The organism is Catenulispora sp. EB89 (genome assembly GCF_041261445.1).
In the GTDB taxonomy this organism is placed as follows: domain Bacteria; phylum Actinomycetota; class Actinomycetes; order Streptomycetales; family Catenulisporaceae; genus Catenulispora.
In genome coordinates this window covers 101,185-123,829 of the sequence record NZ_JBGCCU010000020.1, presented here as the reverse complement: position 1 = coordinate 123,829, position 22,645 = coordinate 101,185, and the positions used below count along the sequence as shown (strand labels likewise).

Annotated in this window: 19 protein-coding genes; 10 read left to right on the top strand and 9 right to left on the bottom strand. The window is 70.0% G+C overall.

What is annotated here, in order from left to right; genetic code table 11:
• Positions 1-78: 78 nt before the first annotated feature.
• The 6 genes from ABH920_RS34195 (at position 79) to ABH920_RS34170 (ending at position 6,740) form a co-directional block, all read left to right on the top strand.
• Complete coding sequence (locus ABH920_RS34195; RefSeq protein ID WP_370353381.1) at positions 79-1,509, top strand: ATP-binding protein; 1,431 nt, start codon at positions 79-81, stop codon at positions 1,507-1,509.
• 87 nt (positions 1,510-1,596) lie between these two features.
• On the top strand, positions 1,597-2,085 hold the full coding sequence (locus ABH920_RS34190; RefSeq protein WP_370353380.1) for a heme-degrading domain-containing protein: 489 nt from the start codon (positions 1,597-1,599) through the stop codon (positions 2,083-2,085).
• A 67-nt stretch (positions 2,086-2,152) separates the two neighbouring features.
• The gene (locus ABH920_RS34185; RefSeq protein WP_370353379.1) at positions 2,153-3,631 is read left to right on the top strand and encodes an FAD-dependent monooxygenase; all 1,479 of its coding nucleotides are present in this window, start codon (positions 2,153-2,155) and stop codon (positions 3,629-3,631) included.
• Positions 3,632-3,658: 27 nt separating this feature from the next.
• Entirely contained in the window at positions 3,659-4,198 is a 540-nt protein-coding gene (locus ABH920_RS34180; protein ID WP_370353378.1) for a DUF4240 domain-containing protein, read from the top strand.
• 63 nt (positions 4,199-4,261) lie between these two features.
• The gene (locus ABH920_RS34175; protein WP_370353377.1) at positions 4,262-5,245 is read left to right on the top strand and encodes a GNAT family N-acetyltransferase; all 984 of its coding nucleotides are present in this window, start codon (positions 4,262-4,264) and stop codon (positions 5,243-5,245) included.
• A gap of 61 nt (positions 5,246-5,306) precedes the next feature.
• On the top strand, positions 5,307-6,740 hold the full coding sequence (locus tag ABH920_RS34170; RefSeq protein ID WP_370353376.1) for a PQQ-binding-like beta-propeller repeat protein: 1,434 nt from the start codon (positions 5,307-5,309) through the stop codon (positions 6,738-6,740).
• 23 nt (positions 6,741-6,763) lie between these two features.
• Here ABH920_RS34170 and ABH920_RS34165 read toward each other — a convergent pair whose 3' ends face one another.
• The 3 genes from ABH920_RS34165 to ABH920_RS34155 form a co-directional block, all read right to left on the bottom strand.
• Complete coding sequence (locus ABH920_RS34165; RefSeq protein ID WP_370353375.1) at positions 6,764-7,687, bottom strand: hypothetical protein; 924 nt, start codon at positions 7,685-7,687, stop codon at positions 6,764-6,766.
• A gap of 79 nt (positions 7,688-7,766) precedes the next feature.
• Positions 7,767-8,096: a hypothetical protein gene (locus ABH920_RS34160; RefSeq protein ID WP_370353374.1), complete on the bottom strand. Its 330-nt coding sequence runs from the start codon at positions 8,094-8,096 to the stop codon at positions 7,767-7,769.
• 286 nt (positions 8,097-8,382) lie between these two features.
• The gene (locus tag ABH920_RS34155; protein WP_370353373.1) at positions 8,383-12,582 is read right to left on the bottom strand and encodes a carboxypeptidase regulatory-like domain-containing protein; all 4,200 of its coding nucleotides are present in this window, start codon (positions 12,580-12,582) and stop codon (positions 8,383-8,385) included.
• Positions 12,583-12,992: 410 nt separating this feature from the next.
• Here ABH920_RS34155 and ABH920_RS34150 point away from each other — a divergent pair, with 410 nt between their 5' ends.
• From ABH920_RS34150 to ABH920_RS34140, 3 genes are all read left to right on the top strand, one after another.
• Positions 12,993-13,469: a DUF4265 domain-containing protein gene (locus ABH920_RS34150; RefSeq protein WP_370353372.1), complete on the top strand. Its 477-nt coding sequence runs from the start codon at positions 12,993-12,995 to the stop codon at positions 13,467-13,469.
• Between the two features lie 103 nt (positions 13,470-13,572).
• Positions 13,573-14,325, top strand: a complete 753-nt coding sequence (locus ABH920_RS34145; protein ID WP_370353371.1) for a siderophore-interacting protein — start codon at positions 13,573-13,575, stop codon at positions 14,323-14,325.
• A gap of 166 nt (positions 14,326-14,491) precedes the next feature.
• The gene (locus ABH920_RS34140; protein WP_370353370.1) at positions 14,492-15,085 is read left to right on the top strand and encodes a hypothetical protein; all 594 of its coding nucleotides are present in this window, start codon (positions 14,492-14,494) and stop codon (positions 15,083-15,085) included.
• A gap of 149 nt (positions 15,086-15,234) precedes the next feature.
• On the opposite strand, the gene ABH920_RS34135 is transcribed toward ABH920_RS34140, so the two are convergent.
• Positions 15,235-15,531 (bottom strand): hypothetical protein, encoded by a 297-nt coding sequence (locus tag ABH920_RS34135; protein WP_370353369.1) that lies wholly within the window; start codon positions 15,529-15,531, stop codon positions 15,235-15,237.
• On the opposite strand from ABH920_RS34135, the gene ABH920_RS34130 reads away from it, so the two are divergent.
• The gene (locus tag ABH920_RS34130) at positions 15,518-16,210 is read left to right on the top strand and encodes a hypothetical protein (RefSeq protein WP_370353368.1); all 693 of its coding nucleotides are present in this window, start codon (positions 15,518-15,520) and stop codon (positions 16,208-16,210) included. The two genes, ABH920_RS34135 and ABH920_RS34130, sit on opposite strands and share 14 nt — an antisense overlap.
• Positions 16,211-16,458: 248 nt before the next feature.
• Here ABH920_RS34130 and ABH920_RS34125 read toward each other — a convergent pair whose 3' ends face one another.
• The 5 genes from ABH920_RS34125 to ABH920_RS34105 form a co-directional block, all read right to left on the bottom strand.
• Positions 16,459-17,472: a hypothetical protein gene (locus ABH920_RS34125; RefSeq protein ID WP_370353367.1), complete on the bottom strand. Its 1,014-nt coding sequence runs from the start codon at positions 17,470-17,472 to the stop codon at positions 16,459-16,461.
• Between the two features lie 327 nt (positions 17,473-17,799).
• Positions 17,800-18,690: a tetratricopeptide repeat protein gene (locus ABH920_RS34120; protein WP_370353366.1), complete on the bottom strand. Its 891-nt coding sequence runs from the start codon at positions 18,688-18,690 to the stop codon at positions 17,800-17,802.
• 169 nt (positions 18,691-18,859) lie between these two features.
• Positions 18,860-19,882 (bottom strand): GH25 family lysozyme, encoded by a 1,023-nt coding sequence (locus tag ABH920_RS34115; protein WP_370353365.1) that lies wholly within the window; start codon positions 19,880-19,882, stop codon positions 18,860-18,862.
• Between the two features lie 13 nt (positions 19,883-19,895).
• Positions 19,896-20,651, bottom strand: coding sequence for a lysozyme (locus tag ABH920_RS34110; protein ID WP_370353364.1), 756 nt, complete (start codon positions 20,649-20,651; stop codon positions 19,896-19,898).
• 184 nt (positions 20,652-20,835) lie between these two features.
• Positions 20,836-22,242, bottom strand: coding sequence for an N-acetylglucosamine kinase (locus tag ABH920_RS34105; RefSeq protein WP_370353363.1), 1,407 nt, complete (start codon positions 22,240-22,242; stop codon positions 20,836-20,838).
• Positions 22,243-22,645 lie beyond the last annotated feature (403 nt).

Sequence of the window (22,645 nt, the reverse complement as noted above, 5' to 3'; positions counted from 1 at the left end):
CTCCAAGCTCTGCCCATGCACAGGATTGGCGATTGGCTCAATCGGCGGTCGTTCCGATCCCGGATCACCCTTCTGGTTGTGGCGGCGGTGGGGTTCTCGGTGGCCCTGTGCGCCCTGATCAGCTATCTGGCGATCAGCAAGACGATCATGGGCCGGATGGACAGCCAGCTGAAGCAGCGCGCGACCGTCTTCACCGCCTCGCCGCTGGATATGTTCACGCCGACCCTCCTCGACGCCAACCAGCGGCTGCTGGCCGCTTCCGGCTACCAGGAGACCCTGGTCTACGCCGACGGCACCGCGCACGAGCCGGAGAACCTCAAGCTGCAGCGCATCGGCCCGGACGGGCAGGCGGGGCAGATCCTGGCGACCTACCAGGTGTGGGCTCCCTACGGGGCGCCCGAAGTCGCCGTCGCCGCGCAGCAGAGCGACACCTCGCTCCGGACCATCAACTACAACGGCGTGGACTACCGCGTCTACGCCGTCCACAACACCTATGGCGACGGATCCCCGGACAACCCGCAGCCCTCGGCGCTCGTCTTCTCGACCTCGCTGGCCCAGACCGAGTCGGCGCTGAAGACCATCGCCACGATCTCGGTCGTCGTCGGCCTGCTGGGTATCGCGCTCGCGGCCGCCGCGGGCCTGGCGATCGGGCGCGCGGCGCTGCGGCCGGTCGTGCGGCTCTCGCACGCGACCGAGTACATAGCCCGGACCGGCGACCTGGCGCGCCTGCACGTCAACGGTGACGACGAGATCGCGCAGCTGACGCGCAACTTCAACACCATGCTCGAAGCACTGGCCCAGTCGCGGGAGCACCAGAAGCGGCTCGTCGCCGACGCCGGACACGAACTGCGCACGCCGCTCACCTCCATCCGCACCAACCTGGACCTGCTCGCGCAGGTCTCGGCCGCGCCCGACGACGTCCGCCTGCCGGCCGAGGAGCGCGTCGCGCTGCTCAACGACGTACGCGCGCAGATGGAAGAGCTCTCCATGCTCATCGCAGACCTCGTCGAGCTGTCCCGGGACGACCATCCCTCGCACACGATCGAGCACCTGGACCTGGTCAACGTCATCGAACGCGCCGCCGAGCGGGTGCAGCGGCGGGCGCTGAGCGTCAGCGTCACGTACGACTTCCAGCTGGAGCACTGGTACCTCCAGGGCGACGCCACCGCGCTGGAGCGGATGGTGACCAACCTGCTGGACAACGCGACGAAGTTCTCGCCCGAGGCCGGCACGGTCACCGTCACCCTGGCCGACGGCCTCCTCCAGGTCGCCGACCAGGGCCCGGGCATCGCCGAGGAAGACCTCACGCACGTCTTCGAGCGCTTCTACCGCTCGCCGGAGGCGCGCTCCACCCCGGGCTCCGGCCTCGGGCTGGCGATCGTGCAGCACATCGCCACGAACCACGGCGGCCACGTCGCCGCGGCGCGGGCCCCGGGCGGTGGGGCGCTGCTCAGCGTGTGGCTGCCGGGGCGTGCGGCGCGGCTGGAGGAGCCGGTCGCCGCGGTGTGAGCCGGTGTGAGCTGGCGTGAACTAGCGTGAGCCGAGGTCCGCCGCGTCCGGTTGACTGTTTGGCAACGCTGTTGATTAACTCGCCCCGTGAGCGAACGAGCTACGAGCGAACGACCGACGAGCGACGAACTGCTCGCCCAAGAAGAACGCCTGGTCTTCAGCGGCTTCACCCACGACGACGCCTGGGCCCTGGGCTCGCTGCTGGTCGAGCTGGCCCGCGAGCGCGAGCTGCCGGTCGCCGTCGACATCCGCCGGGGCGACCAGCAGCTGTTCCACCACGCGCGGCCCGGCACCAGCCCGGACAACGCGTCGTGGATCGAGCGCAAGACCAACGTCGTGCGCCGCTTCGGCCACAGCTCGCTGCTGGTCGGCCAGCGCCACCGGGACCGCGGGACCACGTTCGAGGACGCCACCGGGCTGCCCGGCGACACCTACGCGGCGCACGGCGGCTCGTTCCCGATCACCGTCGCCGGCGCCGGGATCATCGGGACGGTCACCGTCTCCGGGCTGCCGCAGGTCGAGGACCACAAGCTGGTGGTCGAGGCGGTGCAGCGGTTCCTCGACGGCGGGCACTGATTCCCGGGTCGCGTCGTCGGGACGTTTTCCGGTTGCGGCGTGCCCGGGGGTGTTGTTCATTGGCACCATGCCGGACGTGGATGTCCTGATCGTCGGCGCCGGACCGGTCGGGCTGACCGCCAGGGCGCTGCTCGACCGCTGGGGCGTGCGGACCGTGCTGGTCGAGAAGCACACCGAGCTCTCTCCCTTTCCGCGCTCCCGGCTGCTCAACGTCCGATCGATGGAGATCTTCCGGCAGCTGGGCATCGACCGGCACGTCGCGGCGCGCGCCTTCGCCCCGGAGTACGGCCGGGTCCGCTTCCGCGACTCCTTCACCGGTCCGGACTTCGCCAGCGCGGCGATGATCGGCGTCAACGCGCCGATCGCGGAGAGTCCGGTGATCGGGGCGGTGACGTCCCAGGACCGGCTGGAGCCGACCCTGCTCGACGCGGCGCACTCGCCGATCCGGTTCGGCGTCGAGCTGACCGGGCTGGCCGAGGAGCCGGATGGCGTGCTGGCCTCGTTCGGCGACGGCACGAGCCTTCGCGCGAGCTACGTCCTCGCCGCCGACGGCGCGAACTCCACGGCGCGGGACCTGCTCGGCATCGGCACGGTCGGTCCGGGCGCGCTGGGCTCGACGACCACCGTCATGTTCGAGGCCGACCTGCGGCAGCGCTGCGCCGACGCGCCGGCCGGCGTCTACGTCACGGCGTTCGGATCGATCCTGCCGATGTATCCCGAAGGCGGCTGGGCCTGGATCGGCCAGGTGCCGGAGGGGGCGGACCACCGGGAGCCGCTGGCCCGCACGCTCGGCGACGGGCTGCCGTTCGAGGTGTCGCGCGTGCAGCGCTGGACGGTCAACGCCTTCGTCGCCGAGCACTTCCGCAGCGGCCGGGTCCTGCTGGCCGGCGACGCCGCGCACGCCATCCCGCCGGCCGGGGGCCTGGGCATGAACACCGGCGTCGCCGACGTGCACAATCTGTGCTGGAAGCTCGCGGGCGTGGTGCAGGGGTGGGCTCGGCCCGGGCTGCTGGACACGTACGAGTCCGAACGGTTGCCGGTCGCGCACCTGACCTTGCGCCAGGCGGTCGCGAACGCGCAGCTGCTGATGCAGGCGCAGCAGAAGCGCGTCGAGCAGCTGGCGTCCGGCGACGCCGACGGCGAGATCGAGCTTCCCTGGTCGGAGCACTACTTCGCACAGCTGGGCCTGGTGCTCGGCGTCGCCTATGGCAGCGAGGCCGCCGAGCCGGGCACGGACTACGTGCCGAACACCTCGCCGGGCCATCGGATGCCGCATGTCGACCTCGGCGGCGGCAGGTCCACGGTGGACGCGGTCGGTGAGTGGTTCACGCTGTTCACCGAAGACCCGGCCGACTGGACCGACCGGGCTGAGCTCGGACCGAGCGGCCCGCTGCCGGTGCGGGTGGAGCGGCTGAGCGGCGGCTACGGGACGTTGCTCGTCCGGCCGGACGGGCATATCGGGGCGCGGTGGGACAAGCGGGCGGTCGGCGGCGAGGAGCTGGCGCGGGCTCAGGAGACGATCAGCGCGGCGGGTCTCGTGCAGTGAGGGTTCGACCTGACATGCTGAGCGACCGTGGACACCGCTCAGTTCTGGCACCTGGTGGACCAGGCGCGCGACCGCGTTTCAGACCTCGACGACGCCGAGGCCGTCGCGAAGGAGGCCCAGGCGCTGTTCTCGGCGCTTGAGGTAGGGGATATCACTGCTGCCGACCAGGTGCTGTGGCAGTTGATGGCCGATTCGTTCCAGGACTCGCTGTGGGCGGCGGCTTATGTCATCAACGGCGGGTGCTCCGATGACGGCTTCGACTACTTCCGGGGCTGGCTGATTCTTCAGGGCCGGGAGCTTTTCGAGCAGGCGTTGCGTGATCCGGACTCGCTCGCGGCGTGGCCGGTTGTGGTTCGTGCAGCTCAGACCGGGGTTGATCTGGAGTGCGGGTCCGCGCTGGTCATGACGGCGCGGGCGTTCACGGCCGTCGCCGGTGGGGAGATTCCGGCGTGCGATGCGATCGTCTATCCGGACGCGGATCCGGAGGGGGAGTGGAGCTTCGAGTTCGATGACGCGGAGGAGATGAATCGTCGGCTGCCGAAGCTTTCGGCGCTGTACGAATACTGATTCTCCGCTATGGGCGGTCGAAATCCGTATGACAGTGTGAGCGCCGCTGCCTACAGTCGCCCTATGGCCACCGAAACGTCGAATCCCACTCGCACCTGGCGTCCCGTCGCTCCGGGTGACGCTGCCGCCTTTGCCGTGCTGCTCAACGCGATCGAGGACGTGGACCACTTCGGTGAGTTCTTCGGCGAGGAGGATGTCGCCGAGATGATCGGGGATCCGGTGCTCGACCTCGCACGGGGTTCGCTCGGCGCGTTCGACGGGGACGTCATGGTCGGGTACTCGCTGGCCAAGCACAAGCCGCTCGCGGTGGAGGTGCACCGGGTGATGGTCGAGGGCGGGGTGCATCCGGCGTACCGGCGGCGGGGGATCGGGGCGCGTCTGCTGTCGGCTGGGATCGCGAGCGCCCGGGAGCTGCACGCGATTCACCACCCACAGCTCCGGCTCGCCGTCGATGCTCAGAACAATGAGCAGAACGCGGGCGCGCTGGCTGCTTATTCTGCTGCGGGGATGAAACCGATCCGGTGGTATTCGCAGATGGCGCACGACCTCGGCAACGGCATCGTTGACGTGCCGGTTCCCGCCGGGTTCGTGGTCGAGGCACATTCCGCCGACAACAGCGACGAGTTCCTCGCGGTCCGCAATGAGGCGTTCCTCGATCATTGGGGTGCGGTTTCGATGCCTGCCGAACAGTGGCACAGCACGATGGTCGGGTGGCAGTCGTTCCGTCCGGATCTCAGCTTCCTGCTTCGTGACGGCGCCACTTCTGCCGCCGCCGGGATGCTCCTGACCCACTCGTGGGACTCGGACACCGAGGCCACCGGCATCCGCGACGCGCACTTCATGCTCATCGGAACCCGCAGCGCCTATCGCAAGCGCGGCGTGGCCGGCGCTTTGATCGCGCACGCCGAGCAGGCCGCCAGGGCCGGTGGTTACGGCCAGGCCAGCCTTACCGTCGACTCCGCGAGCCCGACCGGCGCGAACGGCTTGTACGAGCGGGCGGGGTTCGCGGTGACGAGTACGCATGTGCGGTACGCCATCGAGTTCTGAGGGGATTTTCACCTCAGCTGATCTCAACTCGCAGTCATCGCGCATCCGTTAATCTCAGCTCATGCGCGACGATGACGGATACGGGTACGAGTCCAAGAAGGATTCGGTGCTGGGGCTGGCCGGCATCGGTGTCGGTGCTGGTGATGGCGCCGGTGGCGGCGCCGGTGCTGGCGGGCAGCGAACGCGGGTGTTCACGCGGCGCGCGATCCTCTTCGGGATACCGGCGGTGAGCGTCACGGGGGCCGTGGTCCTGGGCATCGTCGCCGAGCACTCCGAGAACGCGCGCCATCAACGGGCCCTGAATTCGCCGGTGAATCCGGGTCCTGCGACGGTCCGCACTCCCGGCGTCCTGGCCGGCCCGGCCGCGACGCCCGCCTGGGCGGTCACGGTGAGCAGCACCGTGACCGCGATCGCGATGGCTGCCGGCAGCGTGTTGCTGGTGGACCGGTTCGGGAACGTGCGGGGCTACGACCCCCAGACCGGGGTCGAGAAGTGGCAGCCGTCGGTGGTGTTCTTCGCCGACGCCGACGCGCCGCTGCTGGTCGTCGGCGACACCCTCTACGGCTACGACGCCGACGGCGACGTCCTGGCCGTCAACACGACGGACGGCACACTGCGCTGGAAGGCCGAGATCGGCACCAGCGGCGTGGACATCGCCACGGTGCAGGGGTCCGCCGGAGCACTGGTCTTCAGCACCGGCTCGATCGAGGCGCCGGCTGGCGGCGGCGCCGTCAGCCTCGGGGCGAACCACGGGAAGCTCTGGGCCGTGGACACCGCCAACCACGGCATCGCATGGACCCTCGACGGACTCGACTACAACCTGGTGGTGGCCGCCTCCGAACCCGCCGGCGTGGTCGCGACCGCCGACGAGATCGCCTACCGCCTCACCGCGTACTCACTGAAGGACCGCAGCGTCGTGTGGCACACGGATGCAGGCAACGCCGAATCCCTCGGACTCCCCATCTCCCCGGCGGCGTGCCTCACGGTCTCCGGCAGCACCTTCTACTGGGGCGCGGACAAGCTCTACGCCCTCGACGCAGCCACCGGCGCGCTGCGCTGGAGCGCCCCCGGCCCGAACCCGGGGGACGAGTACCAGAGCGTGGTCGTGGTGCCGGGGCAGGGCGCGGACGGCGGGGACCTGGTGGTCGCCACCACGACCGGCGCGGGCGGCACGGGCGGCGGCACCATGAGCGCGTTCGACGCTGCGATCGGCGCGGTGCGGTGGGTGCAGCGGGGGAGTGCGAAGTTCGGGCTGAAGACTGCGGTTGTTGCCTCCGCTGCCTCCGCTGGGAGCGCGGGTAGCGCTGGCGCTGGCGTGCTGTACGCAGCCGAGGAGGACAGCGGCTCGCTGTTCGCCGTCGACGCCAAGACCGGCCAGACCCGCTGGACCTTCCACGACGCCACCGCCACCGCCGACCTCACCTGGACGCTGGCCGCGGACGACACCCGGGTGTACGTCGCCTACGGCAAGAATCTGATGGCCTTCGAGCACTGACAGCCGCTGATCGGCACTGCCGCTCACGGCAGGCCGGGGTGGCTGGCGATGAACGCGGACGCCTGCTGGATCTGCTGCGCGACGGATTTGTCGTACTGGTCGAGTGCGGCCTTGTGGGAGGCGATGTACTGCTGGTCGTACCCGCCTTCGACCGCCACCACCACGCCGACGAGGTTGAGCTCCCGCTTGCACGCCAGGTCGGCGCCCGCAGTCGTGACCTCCTCGGGCGGAATGACGACGTCGTCGCCGGCGGGCGTCAACTGGCTCCAGCGCGGGTCGGTGTAGGCGTCCCAGGGTGACGCGTAGTGGAACCCCTTTTGTGCCATGCACGCCGACCACTTCTTGTTCACGTCGGTGATGCGCGGATCGCTCGGCGACACAACGGGACCGTGGTCGGGGAGGGCCCCGGTGTCGTGGGCTATCAGGATCTTGCCGCCGACGGCCGCCAACCCCGCGCCACTACAGCCGCCGGAGGGGACCGGCTTGTCACCGAACGCGGTCGTTGGTTTCCCGGCCGCGTCGACTCCGTCCAGCACGGCTCGCTCGTCGGCCGGCAACTGGTTCAGCAGTGCGGTGTCGACTTCTTGGTGCACCTTCGTGTCGTAGCCCTTCGACGGGTCCGATGCGGGATCGAAGAAGCCGTAGTTCGTGGTGCGGGCGAGGTTCTGATAGATGTCACGCTTCACGTCAGGAGGCTTGGGCAGATCCAGCGAGAAGCCGAAGCCCTGCATACATGCTTCGGTCCCGACCCGTACCGCGCTGAAGACCGCCGTGGCCTGATCCGCGCTCACGGTGTACGGAAAGATCGGACGGGCGATCTGGTCCGGCGACGTGATGGTGGGTATCGGCCCGATCTCGGGCGGCTTGGCCTGGGGGCGTCCGGGGGAGCAGGAGGCAGTGCTCAGACCCAGGACTGTACTGACGGCCGCGATCAGGAACTTGTTCATGGTCCTTTCCTGGGTGCGGGTGCGGGTGCGTACGAGGGTGCGGGCGGGTGGTTGGGAACCCGCCCGCACCGGATCGACGCTAGTTGTAGGTCAGCGTGAAGTTGCCGGTGTGGATGTTGGGCTCGGGCCAGGTCTGCCCGGCCGGAATGTCCTGCGGGCCCGCGCTGGTCTGGAAGACCGCGTGGTAGTCGCCGGCAGACAGTTTCCCGACGTTGTACACGTTGGAGTAACCGACGCCGATTTCGTAATAGCAGTAGACGTTGTCTCCGTAGATCTTGGCGTCCTGAGGGCCCTTGGTGCAGCCCTGGTCCCAGACCACGGCGTTGGCCGTTCCGGCCGACAGCAGGCCGACAGAGGCGGTGAGTGCGGCGACGGCGATGCCCGCCGTCAGGCGTCCCTTGAATCTCATGGATGCTCTTTCCGGTCGGTGTGGTTCTCGGACAACAGAGCTCTGATGGATATGAGTGAACAATGTGGTGACAATAGACGCAACTCATTCGATCAGGTTCAAATCATTTGATCAGATTCGAATCAGATGATGCCCGTGTCGATCGATGGCCGACGGGCGTTCGTGTCCGCACACATGCCGGGAGCTGTTGGCGGAGCGGTGCCCGCACCCACCAACACCGCCCCCACCCACGCCAAAGGCGGGACCCCGCATCCGCGAGATCCCGCCCCGGTACCGCTAAGTCAGCTCAGTCCTTCAACAAAACGAACTTCGCCGTAGTAGTGGCCCCCTTCGTAATAGTCACCGTCTTCACCTGCGGCTGGTACCCGTCCTTCGCCGCGATGACCGTCAACGGGTTGTTCCGATAGTCCAGCCACAGCCCGTACCCGCCGTTGATGTCCGTGTGCAGCGTGTAGTGCGTGGCCCACGTGTCGATCTGCACCGTCGCGCCCGCCAGCGGCACCAGGGCCCCGCTCGCGTCCGTGTACTCCACGACGCCGGTGAGCTTGCCCCAGGTTGCCGGGGGCTTCACTGTCATCGTGATCGGCAGGGCGGTCAGGGGGTAGGGCGTGTCGGTGCTGAGGCCCAGGCTCGCGGTGTACGCGCCTGGTTGGGTGATCGATGTGTCGCTGGCGTCCACGGTCACGTCGAACGTGCCGGAGGCGCCGGGCGCCAGGGTCACGGTCGTCGCGCTCTCCGACAGCCATGGGACGTCGGTGCTGGGGCCGACGTTGTAGCCGGGGAGGACCTGCGTGGTGGCCAGGGGCGGGGTCAGGGTGCCCTGGCCGCCGCCGACTGTGTAGAAGCCGAGTGCGCCGCCGAAGCGGTAGGCGCTGATGTTGGAGTTCGGCAGTGCCGTCCAGGCGTCGGCTGACGGGTCGTAGGCCCAGGCCTGGTTGGTCAGGCCTGCGGCCAGGACGCCGCCGGTGACCACCAGCTTGCCGTTGGCGCCGGTGCCGGCCGCGCCCCAGAAGGCCGCGGGGGCGTTGGCGCCCTTGGTCCAGGAGCCTGCTGCCGGGTCGTAGATGTACGTGCTCTGGCTCGCTGTGGTCGCCGAGGTGCCGCCGGCGCAGACCAGCTTGGCGAGTACGTTCGCGCACGACAGCCATGCCGTGGACTCCGGGTACGCGGCCAGCTTGGTCCAGGTGCCGGCGCCGGCGTCGAAGGCGTAGACGTCGGTGGTGCCGCAGGTGCTGGTGCAGCCGCCGACGACGTACAGGGTCGAGCCGATCACCGCGCTGCCGGAGCCCGCGTAGGGCGTCGGTGCCGCCGGGCCCGTGCTCCAGCTGTTCGCCGCCGGGTCGTAGATCTCCATCTTCGGGTCGGGGTTGCCGGAGGTGGCCCAGCCGCCGACGACGTACAGCTTGCCGCCGATGAAGCCGTGGGCCGGGGATTCGCGGGTGTCGCTCGCCGATGCCAGCGCCGACCAGGCGCCCGCGGTCGGGTCGAAGGAGTAGAGCTTGCTGGAGTCGTTGGTGCCGTCGAAGCCGAAGCCGGAGTAGAGCTTGCCGCCGGAGAAGTCGGCGATGTTGTCCTGGATCAGCGTCGGGAAGTCCGCCTGCGGCTGCCAGCTGTCACCGGAGGTGGAGGCGTTGCTCTTCACCGCCTTGGCGCCGATCTGCTTCGAGGCCAGCAGGGCGCTGCCGGTGGTGACGTGCGCCGGCACGATCTGCGTCGGTGCCGCCGGCACGTTCTGCATCACGAAGCCGCCCGGCTGCTCGCTGACGTTCAGCGTCGCCGGCGCGGTGCCGGTGTTCTTCACCGTCACCGTCTGTGTGGCGTTCCCGCCCCACGGCACGGTCTTGGACACCGAACCCGGCTTCACCGTCAGCCGGCCGGCCTTCAGTGAGAAGTCCGATTCCACGACCTTGGACGCCACCACGGCGGCGGTCGCCGTGCCCGTGGTGTAGTGCCCCTTGGTCGCGGACAGCGGCACCGAGCCGGTGGTCGGCGAGAAGAACCAGTAGAACGCGCCCTTCAGTGCCGGGTCCGAGGTGGTCGCGGTGGTCCCGCCGACGGTCGGCGCCGCGGTCTCGGCCACGCTCACGCCGGCCAGCGGCGCCTTGGTGTTGGCGTCGGTGACCTGGCCGATCACCAGGCCGCCGGGCACCGGGTCGCAGGTCGGCACGCCCAGCAGGACGTTGTCGAGCTCCCAGTAGTAGGCCCAGGTGCCGGTGTAGTGGAACCGGACCTGCACCTGCGTCTTGCCCACGGCCTGCGGCAGCGGTACGCGCACCGTGGAGCCGTTCACCGCGCCGGTGGTCTGCGACCACACCGAGGACCAGGTCGTGCCGTTGTCCACGCTGACCTCGACGGTCGCCGTGGAGTTGCCGTACGGCTTGTAGTACGTCGCGAAGTCCAGCTCCGGTGCGGCGATCGCGGACAGGTCGGTGACCGGCGAGGTCAAGTACGTGTCCTGCGAGTTGCCCTGGCCCAGGTGGTCGCTGTCGACGATGGCGAAGCCGCCGTCGCCGGTGGTCAGGTTGCCGCGCTTGCCCGGGTCGTCGAACTCCCAGCCGCCGGAGGCGGTGTTGTTCGCCACGGTCCAGCCGGTCGGCGCGGTCGTGCCGTCGAACGTCTGGAACGGCCCGGTGTGGCCGACCTTGTAGCCGGCGGCCGTGCAGTTCGTGGAGTCCACCTTCACCGAGATCGGCTGGGACACCGCCGAGACGCCCACGGTCACCGCGGTGTCCGTGGTCTGATATCCCGGATAGGCCGCCGCGGTGTGCAGCTGGTAGGTCTTGTCCACCGGCAGCTGGATCGTGTACGCGCCGGTCTTCGGGTTCGTGTACACCGGGCCGCCGGGCATGCCGTCGACCGTGATCGTCGCGTACAGCGGCCAGCCCTGGCCGGAGCCGTCGGTCACCGTGCCGGTCACCGCCACCCGGGCCACGGCCGCGAGGGTGAAGTTCTCCGGGACGGTGGCGCCGTCGGCGACCACCACGCCGGGCACCGACTGGTCGGCGTACCCGAAGGCGCTGATGCCGACCGTGTAGGTGCCTGGTGTGACGTTCAGGGTGTAGGTGCCGTCAGCCGCGGTCGTCGCGCTCGTCGAGCCGGCCGAGACCTTGGCGCCGGCCACCGGGTTGGTGCCGTCGGTGACCTTGCCGGAGATCACGCCGTGCGGGCCGCTGCTGAACGCCGCCAGGCCGTTGGGCGTGCCCAGGCCGGTCGGGCCGTCGTAGCCGGGCCCGGCGGTGCACAGGTACGACGGGGTGCAGGTGCTCGTCGAGCCCTGAGTCACGTCGTTGAGCGCCGAGGGCTTGGCGTAGGGGTAGGAGTTCGGGTAGGTCCCGGCCGACGGCGCGCCGGCGTCGGCGTAGACCCCGGCGACCAGCGGCGTCGAGACGCTGGTGCCGCCGTAGACCTGCCAGCCGGCGGCCTGGTAGGAGTCGTAGACCGAGACGCCGGTGGCCGGGTCGGCGACCGCCGAGACGTCCGCGAGCGTCCGCATCGTGCAGCCGGTGTCCGTCTGGAAGCTCGGCTTGGGCTCGTACAGCGAGCAGCCCGAGCCCGGGCCGCCGTAGGAGTTCGACCACACCGACTCCGACCAGCCGCGCGTGCTGGTGTCCTTGACCAGCGAGGTGCCGCCGACCGAGGTGACGTACTGCGAGGCGGCCGGGTAGGCCACGCCGTAGCCGCCGTCGCCGGTGCTGGCCAGCACCGCCACGCCCGGGTGGTTGTAGTACGGGTCCATCGACGTGGTCTCCGACGGGTCCTCGCCGCTGCCCGGCGTCGAGGTGTAGTTCGAGCCGTAGGAGTTGGACACGTAGCCGGCGCCCAGCGCCACGGCCTCGTCGACGGACGCTCCCAGGTCGGAGAAGCTCGGGGAGGTGCCCTCGACCAGGATGATGTGCGCCTGCGGCGCGATCGCGCTGACCATGTCCAGGTCCAGCGAGATCTCCCCGGACCAGCTCGCGCTCGGCGTGGGGTAGTTGGTGCCGCCGGTCTGGTCGACCTTCTTGAAGCAGCCGTTGGCCGTGGTGCACGCTGACAGCCCGAACTGCGTCCGGTACAGCGCCAGGTCGCTCTCGGCGTTCGGGTCGTCGTAGGCGTCGACGATGGCGACCGTCGCCCCGGCCCCGCCGTTGGCCGGCAGGTTGTAGGCGCTGAGCAGGTCCGACGGGCCGAACCCGGCCGGCGTGCTGGCGTGCACCAGGCCGGTGGCGCCAGCTATGTCAGTGCGCTGCAACGCGAAACACGTGAAGGTGCCCTTGGCCGCCGGCGGGCAGACCGAGCGCGCCTCGGGCTTGGCACCGGTCAGGCTCCCGGGCTTGGCGGTGGCTCCGGCCGGGTGGACGGCGGCCGAAGCGGCCTTCGCCGCTGTCTGGCTCGTGTCGGCCCGCGCTCCGACCTCGGCGGCGGCGCTGCCGACCCCGGTCGTTAACGCGAGTGCGGCGGCCAGGGCTACTACCTTGCCCAGACGTCGTGGAAGGGGAATGTGCACGTGCGGCTCCCTTGGGATGGCGGTGGCTGCCATGCCGTGGCGCCGCGGACACGGCGCCACGCTGCGCTGTGCCCTAGCAGAGGTCAGGATGTCCTGTGGTCAGGACGACCTGTTGTCAGCAGTCTGATCAGACTGTGAAGATGAGTGTGGCTCAAGGTAAAGGTTGTGTCTATACCCCGAAATCGGTGATGTCCTCGGTTTTTCCGCACTGACCTGGATATGCGCTTTAGTCGCTCATGGGTTGACGCCGTGATCGCGCGCGTTGAGGTTATGAGGTCGAGGCTTTGTGCGGTTAACGCTGTGCGGCGACCAGGACGGCACCGCCCGGGACGGTCGGAGTACCTCGCAACGAGGGCATGGCCGGCGCGACCCAGCATGGCCCGGCGCCCGCGGGTTAAGGTATCTCGCTTATGGAAGAGGCTACGTCTAAGGTCCATGTCCGGCTCGACGTCGAGGACGGATGGCCGCCGGTCGCCTTCGAGGCGTTGGAGGCCAGACCCCTGCGGGATGACTGCTACCAGCTCCTGTCCCCGCCGACGTTCGCTGTGCGGTTGGCGATCGGGGACGTTGTCAGCGTTGAGCTTCAGGAGTCGTCCGAACCGGAGCAGGTGTGGGTCGACTCGGTGGTCAAGTCGGGCGGCCATTCGACGGTGCGGGTGGTCTTTTTTCCGGCGGCCGGCCGGGAGGCCGAGCCGGGCCTGCGGCGCGACCTCGAAGGTCTCGGGGCGCGGGTCCACGACACCGGGTTCCAGAGTCTGATCGCGGTCGACATCCCCGGTGAGGTCGACTACCGCGCGGTGCGGGAGCTCTTGAGCGAAGGGGAGTCCCAGGAGCTCTGGGAGTTCGACGAGGGCGCGATCTCGCGCCTGCACGACTACGAGTCGTAGCCGGCCGGACGCAATCTGCCGGTTGCCGAAACCGTGGTGACCTTCGCCGGTCTCCAGGCCGTAAGCTAGTGACTTAGGTAAGCCTAACTCCGGAGGTGTCCCCTTGGCCCGCACCCGCCACGACTTCGTCGTGCGCCGCACCGAGCGGCTGAACGACCACATGATCCGGGTCCATCTGGGCGGCCCGGGTTTCGCGACCTTCCAGCCCAGCGAGTTCACCGACTCCTACGTCAAGCTGCTGTTCCCGGCCCCGGACGGCGAGGTCACGCGCACCTACACCGTGCGCGCCGTCGACGCCGCCGCCGAGACGATCGCCATCGACTTCGTCTACCACGGCGACGAGGGCGTGGCCGGCCCCTGGGCCGCCGCGGCCCAGCCCGGCGACGCCATCGGCCTGTTCGGCCCCGGCGGCGCCTACGCCCCGCGCGCCGACGCCGACTGGCACCTGCTGGCCGGCGACGCCTCGGCGCTCCCGGCGATCTCCGCGGCGTGCGCCGCGCTGCCGGCCACCGCGGTCGGCCGGGTGTTCGTCGAAGTCGCTGGCCCCGCCGACGAGCTCGACATCGTCCGTCCGGGCGGCGTGGAGCTGACCTGGGTCCACAACGACGGCGGCACGCCGGGGGAGGCGCTGGCGAAGGCCGTGCGCGCCGAGCCGTGGCTCGACGGCCCGGTGCACGTCTTCATCCACGGCGAGGCGCAGTCGGTCATGCACGACCTGCGGCCCTACGTCCGCAAGGAGCGCGGGGTCCCGGCCGACTGGGCCTCGATCTCCGGCTACTGGCGTCCCGGGCGTACCGAGGAGGGCTTCCGGCAGTGGAAGCGGGAGCTCTCCGAGCGTGAGGAAGCGGCTGTCTGACAGCGCTTGGTGACAGCTGTGTGGTTCAACGGCGGGGCCGGCACCGTGACGGGGTCGGCCCCGCTTCGTCTCACGGCTCTGATTCGGCTCAGCCGAGGGTGCGCAATTGCCCGCAGCGTTGCCCGGTTGAGTTCGGTACCGTCCCGCTATGCCATATGACCTTCCCGTGCACCTCGCCCCGCTACCGGATCGGATCGGCCACGTCGGGGGCATCGAATCGCTCACTCTGGACGGCCGTCGCTACTACTTCGGGTTCGACTACAAGAGCGACCTCGTGGTCTCGCCGCTGATCGACGATCCGGCGGCGATGGCGGTGTTCGCGAGCGAGTACATGCGGCAGACCACTGGCAAGCACGACGTGGCGTATTGGGAGGAACTGGTCGCCGGCGGGGCCGAGGAGTCGTCCCTGGCGGGGGACGACGCGGATCGGACGTTCTCCTCGGAGGACTTGCGCGGTGGTCTGCCGGAGCCCGATACCCACCTGCTCTACCTTCTGGGTGCGGTCACCGAATGGGACACCTGGTTCGCGGAGGCGCCGGACGTGCAGCGGGCCTACGACGGGCTCGGGTTCGATGACGACGACTCGGAGTTTCTTGACCGCTGCCTTGAGGCGGTCGGGAAACAGGGGGCGCGGGCTCGGCCCGCCGAGTTCGCTGTCGCGAGCTTTCATCTGGCTGAGGCTGCGGAGCGTGCGCCGGGTAACTGGGGAACGCTGTTCGGGCTGCTCGCGGAGGGGATTGCGAGTAAAGCTTTGGGATAGAACAGGATTCTGACTATATGCGCTGTCCGGCGGTGGTACGGTCGGCCGGTGTCTCGGACTCAATTGCCCGGTATTGCCGCGATGATCGTGGTTTTCTGTATGGCCGCGGGATGTAGTTCTCATTCCGCGGCGGTGAACGGCGCCGGCGATCAATCACCGACGATCGCTACGACTGCGTCGCCGAGCGCTTCTGGACGTGCGGTTTCTTCTTCATCATCCGCGTCCTCGCCCTCCTCGTCCTCTAGCTCCTCACCTTCGCACTCGGCTTCGCATTCCTCCTCGGCGTCGCCTTCGCCGTCGTCCTCGTCGTCCTCGTCATCGGCCCAGACGGCGTCGGCGGCCGGCTGGCCCGACGCCGCGAGCACCGGGGTCAGGCCCGGGTCGCATCTCACACCTAAGAAGGGCGAGATCCTGGTCAACCAGAACGGTGCCGTGATCGAGAACATCGACTTGGTCGGCGATATCCGGGTGGAGGCTGACAACGTCGTTATTCGCAACGTGCGGATCTCCGCGCCGCAGAGTTCGGATATCGACCAGTGGGGGATTCTGCAGTGGGTCGGGTATACCGGGCTGACGGTGGAGGACAGCGAGATCGGCGGGCGCTCCGACACCGAACTGCGGCAGGCGGTGATGAATGACGGCGGAATGGTGACGGTGTTGCGGTGCAACATCCACGGGATGAGCAAGAAGGGTGTTTACACCAGCCAGGGCGACATCGAGGACAACTACATCCACGACCCCTACTGGTTCGTCGCCGCCGACGGCGAGATCGACATGATCCGCGTCGACGGCTCCCCGGACCCCGGTACCTCCCTGCTGGTGAAGCACAACGCCCTGATCGACACCACCACCACGAACAGCGCGCTCAGCCTCTTCGAGGCCGACGGCGGCACCCCCTCGCGGGTGACGGTCGAGGACAACTACATGGCCACCGCCGGCTGGGCCATCTACGCCGGCGGCCAGACCGCCGCGACCAGCGAAATCGTGGTGAAGGACAACGTCTTCGCGACGAAGTTCAAGGACGGCTACAGCTACGTCACGGAGTGGAACCCGAACGGGCCCGGGAACGTGTGGTCGGGGAACAAGTGGGCCGACGGCAAGGCGGCGCCGGTGCTGCTGTCGTGAGGTCGCGGCGGTGGGCGCCTGGCGGTGGACGCCGGACGCCGGGCGGCGCGAGTGTTCGGGTTCGGGTCGCGCCGCCACCGCACCGAGCCCCGCGACGCTCTGGTGACACAGCGAAAACCGCCGACCGGTCGTGACCGTGTCGGCGGTTCCGACATATCTCATCGCTCGCGCGGGCCTCGGGCCGGCCCGCGCTCAGCGCCTGGTGCGTACGCCTCGGGCCGGCGCGCGCATCAGTACGTTCCCAAGCCTCAGTGCTTGCGCGCGCCGGCGGCCTTGGCCTTGCGCGAAGCGAACATCGCCGTCCCGCCGGCGCCGAAGAACGCCAGGGCGACCAGGCTGACCTCGCCGACGTTGGCGCCGGTGTGCGCCAGAGTCGGGGTGCCGGGGGTGGTCGTGGTCGCCGGGGTGGTCGGCGTGGTGCTGGTGCTCGTCGGGGGCTTCGGCGCGGCCGGGGGCGTCGAGGAGGCCGGCGTCGAGGGGTGCGTGCTGGGGCTGGTGGTCGGCGGGGTGGTGGTGGTCTTGGGCGGGGTCACCGGGCTCGACGGGGTCGTGGTGGTGGTGACCGGCGGGGTCACGACGCAGCCGCCGGCGTCCGGGCCGTTCCAGGCGGTGATGAGCTCTTCCGTCGTCGGCGCGATGACCGAGGGCTTCGCGTCGCGGTTCGGCAGCGGGCCGTGGCCCGGGCCGGAGCCGCCGTCGTAGACGGTGGTACCGAAGTAGAGGTCGATCTGGCCGAAGCAGGTCTTGGAACCGGGCGTCCCGGGCAGCTTCACCGTGAGCGTCTGGCTCGGGCTGTTCGGAGCCTGCTTGCCCAGCGTCACGTGGCTGTAGCCGACGAAGTGCTGCGCCCCGCCCGAGGAGTCCCAGGTGGGCCCGGCGGTGTCGTACGACGCCAGCGAGACGTCGACGGTGCCGGTGCAGTCGTCGCCGACCGCCGGGTTCAGGCGCACCTGGTAGCCGTAGACCGGCTCCGGCGAGTTGCCCTTGAACCTGTCGGTCATGGCGTTGTGCCACCCGCCGACGACGCTCTTGCCGTCCGGGCCGACCTCGGCGTACTGGACGTCGTCGTCGCCGACGGCGCACACCGTGGCCGGCGTCGCGGACGCGGGCTTCTTGTCGTGGCTGTGGTGGTCGTGCGTGTTCGGTGTCGTGGGCTTCGGCGGCGTGTTGTCGCACGCGTTCGCGGCACCCGCCGCCCACGCCATCGACGCGGCGGCGCCGAGCGTGACGATCGCACCGCGGCCTATTCGGCTAGAGGTCATGGTGGCTCTTCTCTGTGCCGGCCCCGAGGCCTCAAGGCCGGATCACTGGGGGATGTGGGGGGATGTCAGGGTATTACTGCTCCTCGACAGCGCTGGAGCTTATCCCAGTCCGACCTGGGCTCGGAAGGCAGGCTCAGGGGTGACAAAAGACGTAGTTTCTGCGGGGTATCGGCATGTCTTCTGATGATCGAGGACGGCTTGCCCCGGTTCTCCGCCAGTGCTCCCCACCAGCGCGGACGCCGCAGTTCGCACCACTGCGTAGCTCGACTACGAATTCTGCGGTAGACGCGATTCCTCATACCTTGCTTGAGATTTACGCCGCATCATTCACGCCTTGGCATGAACCGCATGCCAAGCCCGCCCCGGAGCACCGACCGCCCAGGCCGTCAGGATCTCCGTCGCCGTCTCCTCGTCCGGCGCCGCCAGCAGCACGTCCCGGGCCCCGGCGAGCGCCGCGGCCGCCCCGGCCGCCCCCGGCACCGCGATCGAGCCGTGGCTGCAGCACGTGCAGTGGAACGTCAGGCTGTCCACCGGCTCCATCGCCAGCCCGCGCTCATCGAACGCGTCGGCGAGCGCCGCCATGTCCCGTGGCTCCGGCGCCGTCACCTGCGCGCGCCACGTCGCGGTCGGCGAGGCCTGCCACAGCGCCAGCTCGTCGAAGACCGGGAACGCGTGGTCCTCGACCCGGCGCTCGCCGGTCGGGGCGCCGTCGTGCACGACGATCTCGCCGAAGCGGCGCGCCCCGTACGGCACCGACAGCACGCGGGCGCGCGTGGGGCAGATGCGGCGGACCCACACCACCTCGGCGTCGCCGTCCGGGTCCAGGCGGACCAGGGCCGAGCCGAACCCGTCCGCGATCTCGCCCTCGCCGGGCGCGAGGTGCACCCCGTAGTTGGTCCACGCCTCGCGCGCCGTGCCCCAGTCGCCGACCATGGTGGCGGCGATCCCCAGGTTCCACCACGCCGGGTTCCCGGCCGGCTCGCCGGCCCGCAGCGCCGCCTGCCGGCCCAGCTCGTAGGCCTTGGGCCAGTTCCGCAGGAACTTGTTGGCCAGCGCGGCGTCGAACCAGAGCTCGGCGCTGATCGGGGTGTCCGGAAAGGCGGCGAGGAACTCCTCGTAGCAGGCCGCGACCACTGTCCAGTCCTGGACGTCGGTGGCGTCCTCGCCCCGTTGCAGCAACTCCATGGCTTCAGCGCCCGACAGCTGAACCCGGCTCATCTCTCTCCCCTGATTGTGATCGCAGAAGAGAACAGAGTAGCGAGCGGAAATAGGGGGCGATGAGAGTCCCCGCCTCCGAGGAACAGAGGCGGGGACTCTCCTTTTACGTGCTATACGTGCAGTGCAGGTAGTGCAGCCGCGCTAAGGGCTCTCAGCCGTATAAGCCGTCTCAGCCGTTCCTGGCCAGAACCTGCAGCTGGCTGTACGGACCGTTGAACACGTCCTGGTCACCGGGCTGCGAACCGGAGTCCGCGTACTGCCAGAACGTGTACCAGCCCCAGCCCGGAGGAAGCGTCCCGCCACCGGAGGCGACGTAGTTCGCGATCCACAGCGGGGTGTAGTTCGCGAAGTTGGTGTCGTCGCTGGTGCAGGTGTTCCACCAGTCGGTGGTGGAGTAGATGACCGGGTAGACGCCGGTGCGCGACGCGTACTCGTTCACGAAGTCCCAGATCCAGCTGGACATCTGGCTCCCGGACAGGCCGTAGCACTCCGAGCCGTAGGGGTTGTACTCGATGTCGAGCGCCCCGGGCAGGGTGAGGCCGTCGGAGGACCAGCCGCCGCCGTTGTTGACGAAGTAGTCCGCCTGGGTGGCGCCGCTGGAGTCGCTGGGGTTCGCGAAGTGGTACGCGCCCCGGATCAGGCCCTGGTCGTAGGGGCCGACGTACTGGTTGTAGAAGTCCTGGTTGGTGTAGTACGTGCCCTCGGTCGCCTTCGTGTAGGAGAAGTCGATGTTCGGCGCGATACCGGCCCAGTTCAGGTTGCCCTGGTAGGCACTGACGTCGATGCCCGGCAGCTGCGGGACGGAGGCCGCCGAGAACGGCTTCAGGGCGGGTCGTGCGACCGGCTCGTGGGCCGGGATCGTGGAACCCATGTAGTCGAGCTGGGGGTGGGTCGCCACCGTGGGGTGGACCGGCGTGGTGTGCCGGGTGGTGTCGACCTTGACCAGCTTGCCGGTGACCGTGCGCGCGTAGCCCGGGTGCGGGTTGGCGTGGACGGTCGGGGCGCCTGGGACGCTCGCGGGCTCGGCGCTCGTCGCCTTGACGCTCGTCGCCTTGGCGCTCGTCGAGGCCGCTCCGCTGGTGGCCGGCAGCAGCACGGTGCCGGCCGTGGCGACCGCGAGGGCCAGGACGGCCAGGCGGCGGGTCGTGCGGGTCCCGTGGGTTCCCCGGGTCCCGTGGGTGGACGTGGGCATCGTCAGCTCCGTCTTAGCCGAGGGCCAGGGCTTGCAGGCGGCTGTAGGCGCCGTTGAAGGTGTCCTGGTCGCCGGCCATGGAGCCGGAGTCCGCGTACTGCCAGAAGGTGTAGAAGCCCCAGCCGTTCGGCAGCGGGGTGGCGGTGCCGCCGTAGTTGGCGACCCACAGCGGGTCGTTGGCGGCGAAGCCGCCGTAGTTGCCGGTGCAGGTCTTCCACCAGTCGGTGGTGGTGTAGATGACGGCCCAGCGGCTGGTCTTGGCGTGGTACTCGTTGACGAACGAGGCGACCCAGCTGACCATCGAGCCCTGGCTCAGGCCGTAGCACTCGGCGCCGTAGGGGTTGTACTCGATGTCCAGCGCGCCCGGCAGGGTCTTGCCGTCGGCGGACCAGCCGCCGCCGTGCGCGACGAAGTAGTCGGCCTGGGAGGCGCCGCTGCCGCCGTTCGGGATCGCGAAGTGGTAGGCGCCGCGGATCAGGCCGGCGCTGTAGGCGCCGTTGTACTGCTGGGCGAAGTACGGGTTGGTGTAGTAGGTGCCCTCGGTGGCCTTCGAGTACGAGAACGAGGCGCCGGCGGCCTTGGTCGCCGACCAGTTCACGTTGCCCTGGTGCGAGGACACGTCGTCGCCGATGGGGTTGCCTGAGGCCTGGGCCAGGGACGGCACCAGCGCGGCGGTGCCGGCCAGGGCGCCGACCGCGAGCGCGGTGAGGACGCGGCGGCGGGTGCGCGGGGTGCTGTGCCGGGGGCCGGACGACGAGATCTTGACCATTGAGCTCTCCTGTGGGTGAGACCTGATGGTGGAACCACGACGTGGACAGGAGGCGCTGGGCCCGAACACGCCCCCGTCCTGCGCCGCCGCCGGCGAGACGCTGACAGTGTGCTGCTTCGGATCGGTGTCCGCCGCCGTCGGCATCAGCCAATGTAGCGGGAAAACAACAACAGTCAACGACTGTTTATGAGAATTCTGCGAACTGATTGTCCGCGCGGACGAACGCGGCGTGTCCGGCCGCCGCCGCGCCGGCCCCCACCACCTGCCGCGCGGCCAGCCAGGTCGCCCCGGCGGCGCCGTCGGCGGCCAGCGCGACCGGCGAGTCCGGCCAGCGCCGGCCGATCGCCGCGGCCACCGCGTCGAACACCGGCGAGCGGCTGACCAGGACCGAACCGCCCAGCACCACCGGCTCCCCGGGCGCCGGCCGGACCCCGGCCAGGCTGTCCACCAGCGCCTCGGCGGCCTGCGCGACGATGCGCACCGCCGCCGGGTCGCCGAGTTCGTACGCGGCCATCACCAGCGGGGCGAGCCGGGCCAGCGCCACCGTCGGCTGCGCCGTGACGGCCCGGACCAGCTCGGCCGCCCGGCGGCGGCCGTGCCGGGTGAAGCCTTCGCCGATGCTGGCCGCGAGGGGGAGCGGGGCGGTGGCGGGGGGACGAACGGGGGCTGACGGGTGCGCGGCGGGCGGGTTGGGTGGGGTGGTGGCTGCGGTGGTGGCTGGGGCTGCGGCGGCTGCGGCGGCGGCGGTGGTGGCTGGGGCTGCGGCTGCGGCTGCGGTGGCGGTGTTCGCGGTGGTCGCGCCGGCCGGGGCGGCGAGCTTGTTCGCGGCGGCGAGGGCCGCCGGGGCCGGAGCGCCGACGCTCAGGGATCCCGTTGCGCTGGCTCGTGAATCAGGGCTGGAGCTACGACTAGCGGTAGTACTGGTAGCCAGGTCAACGGCATCAACGGCGCCGCCCGGAGTGCCCGACGCGGGACCGTCGTGATCGTTCCGGTCGCCGTGCTCCCCATCGATCAAACGGGCCAGCACCGAGGTCGCGAGCTCGGCCATCGGCCGGCGTCCGTCGGCGGCGGCGAGGGCGGCGCGCGCGGCCTGGCGTCCGATCCAGAAGCCGGAACCCTCGTCGCCGAGCAGCCAGCCGTAGCCGTCGCGGAACTGGACGGGGAGGCGGTCCCGCATGCGGGCGGCGACGGCGCCGGTGCCGGAGACCAGCAGCGTGCCGTCGGGCGCGGCGGTGCCGGCGGCGAAGGCCACGGTCACGTCCGAGACCACCCGCACCGCGCAGGTCAGACCGGCGTCGGCCCAGGCCTGCGCCAGCACGTGCGGCGCCTTCGGATCGGCCAGCAGGGTACTGACACCGGCCAGCCCTACGACGCACGCCTCGACCCGCTCGCCCGGCACGTCGCCGAGCGCCGCCCGCAACGCCGCGACGATGTTCGCGATGGCGGCCCCCGCCCCCAGCACGGTCGGGTTCCCGCCCCCGGCCCGCCCGGTACCCAGCGTGCGGCCGTCGACGGTGGCGAGCACGGCCCGCGAATGCGAGCCCCCGACATCGAGCCCCACCACGCACCGGTCCGCCATGGATGCCGCCACCTCCCGATCGGACGCCGCCGGCCACCGGGTGTGCCGCTGTGGCGTTATGTGGGATCTTGCCAGAGTGGGCACCACAACTCAACGCCATCGCAGAGTCTTGACGAGCCTCCGGCAATCTGCCACGCTCCCGCTCCGGCCCGCTGGTCAGGCAGGTGGCGGGGAAGAGCGGCGCGGCAGGCGCGGGCGGCGGACGGGCAAAACCGGGCGTCTGGGTTGATGTGGATTCTTGGCACAGGACGGTCCGCACCGAGCAAATGGCGGCGCAACAGGGGGTGGAGACGGCCAGGTCAGGCGGCTCGGCGGCAGGCGGCGCAGGGCCTTGAGACGCCGGGGCCGGGCTTGGCGCCATATCGAGCGCGCTTTACCGCATCAGCACACGATGCCTGATTTTGGTCGGCCGATG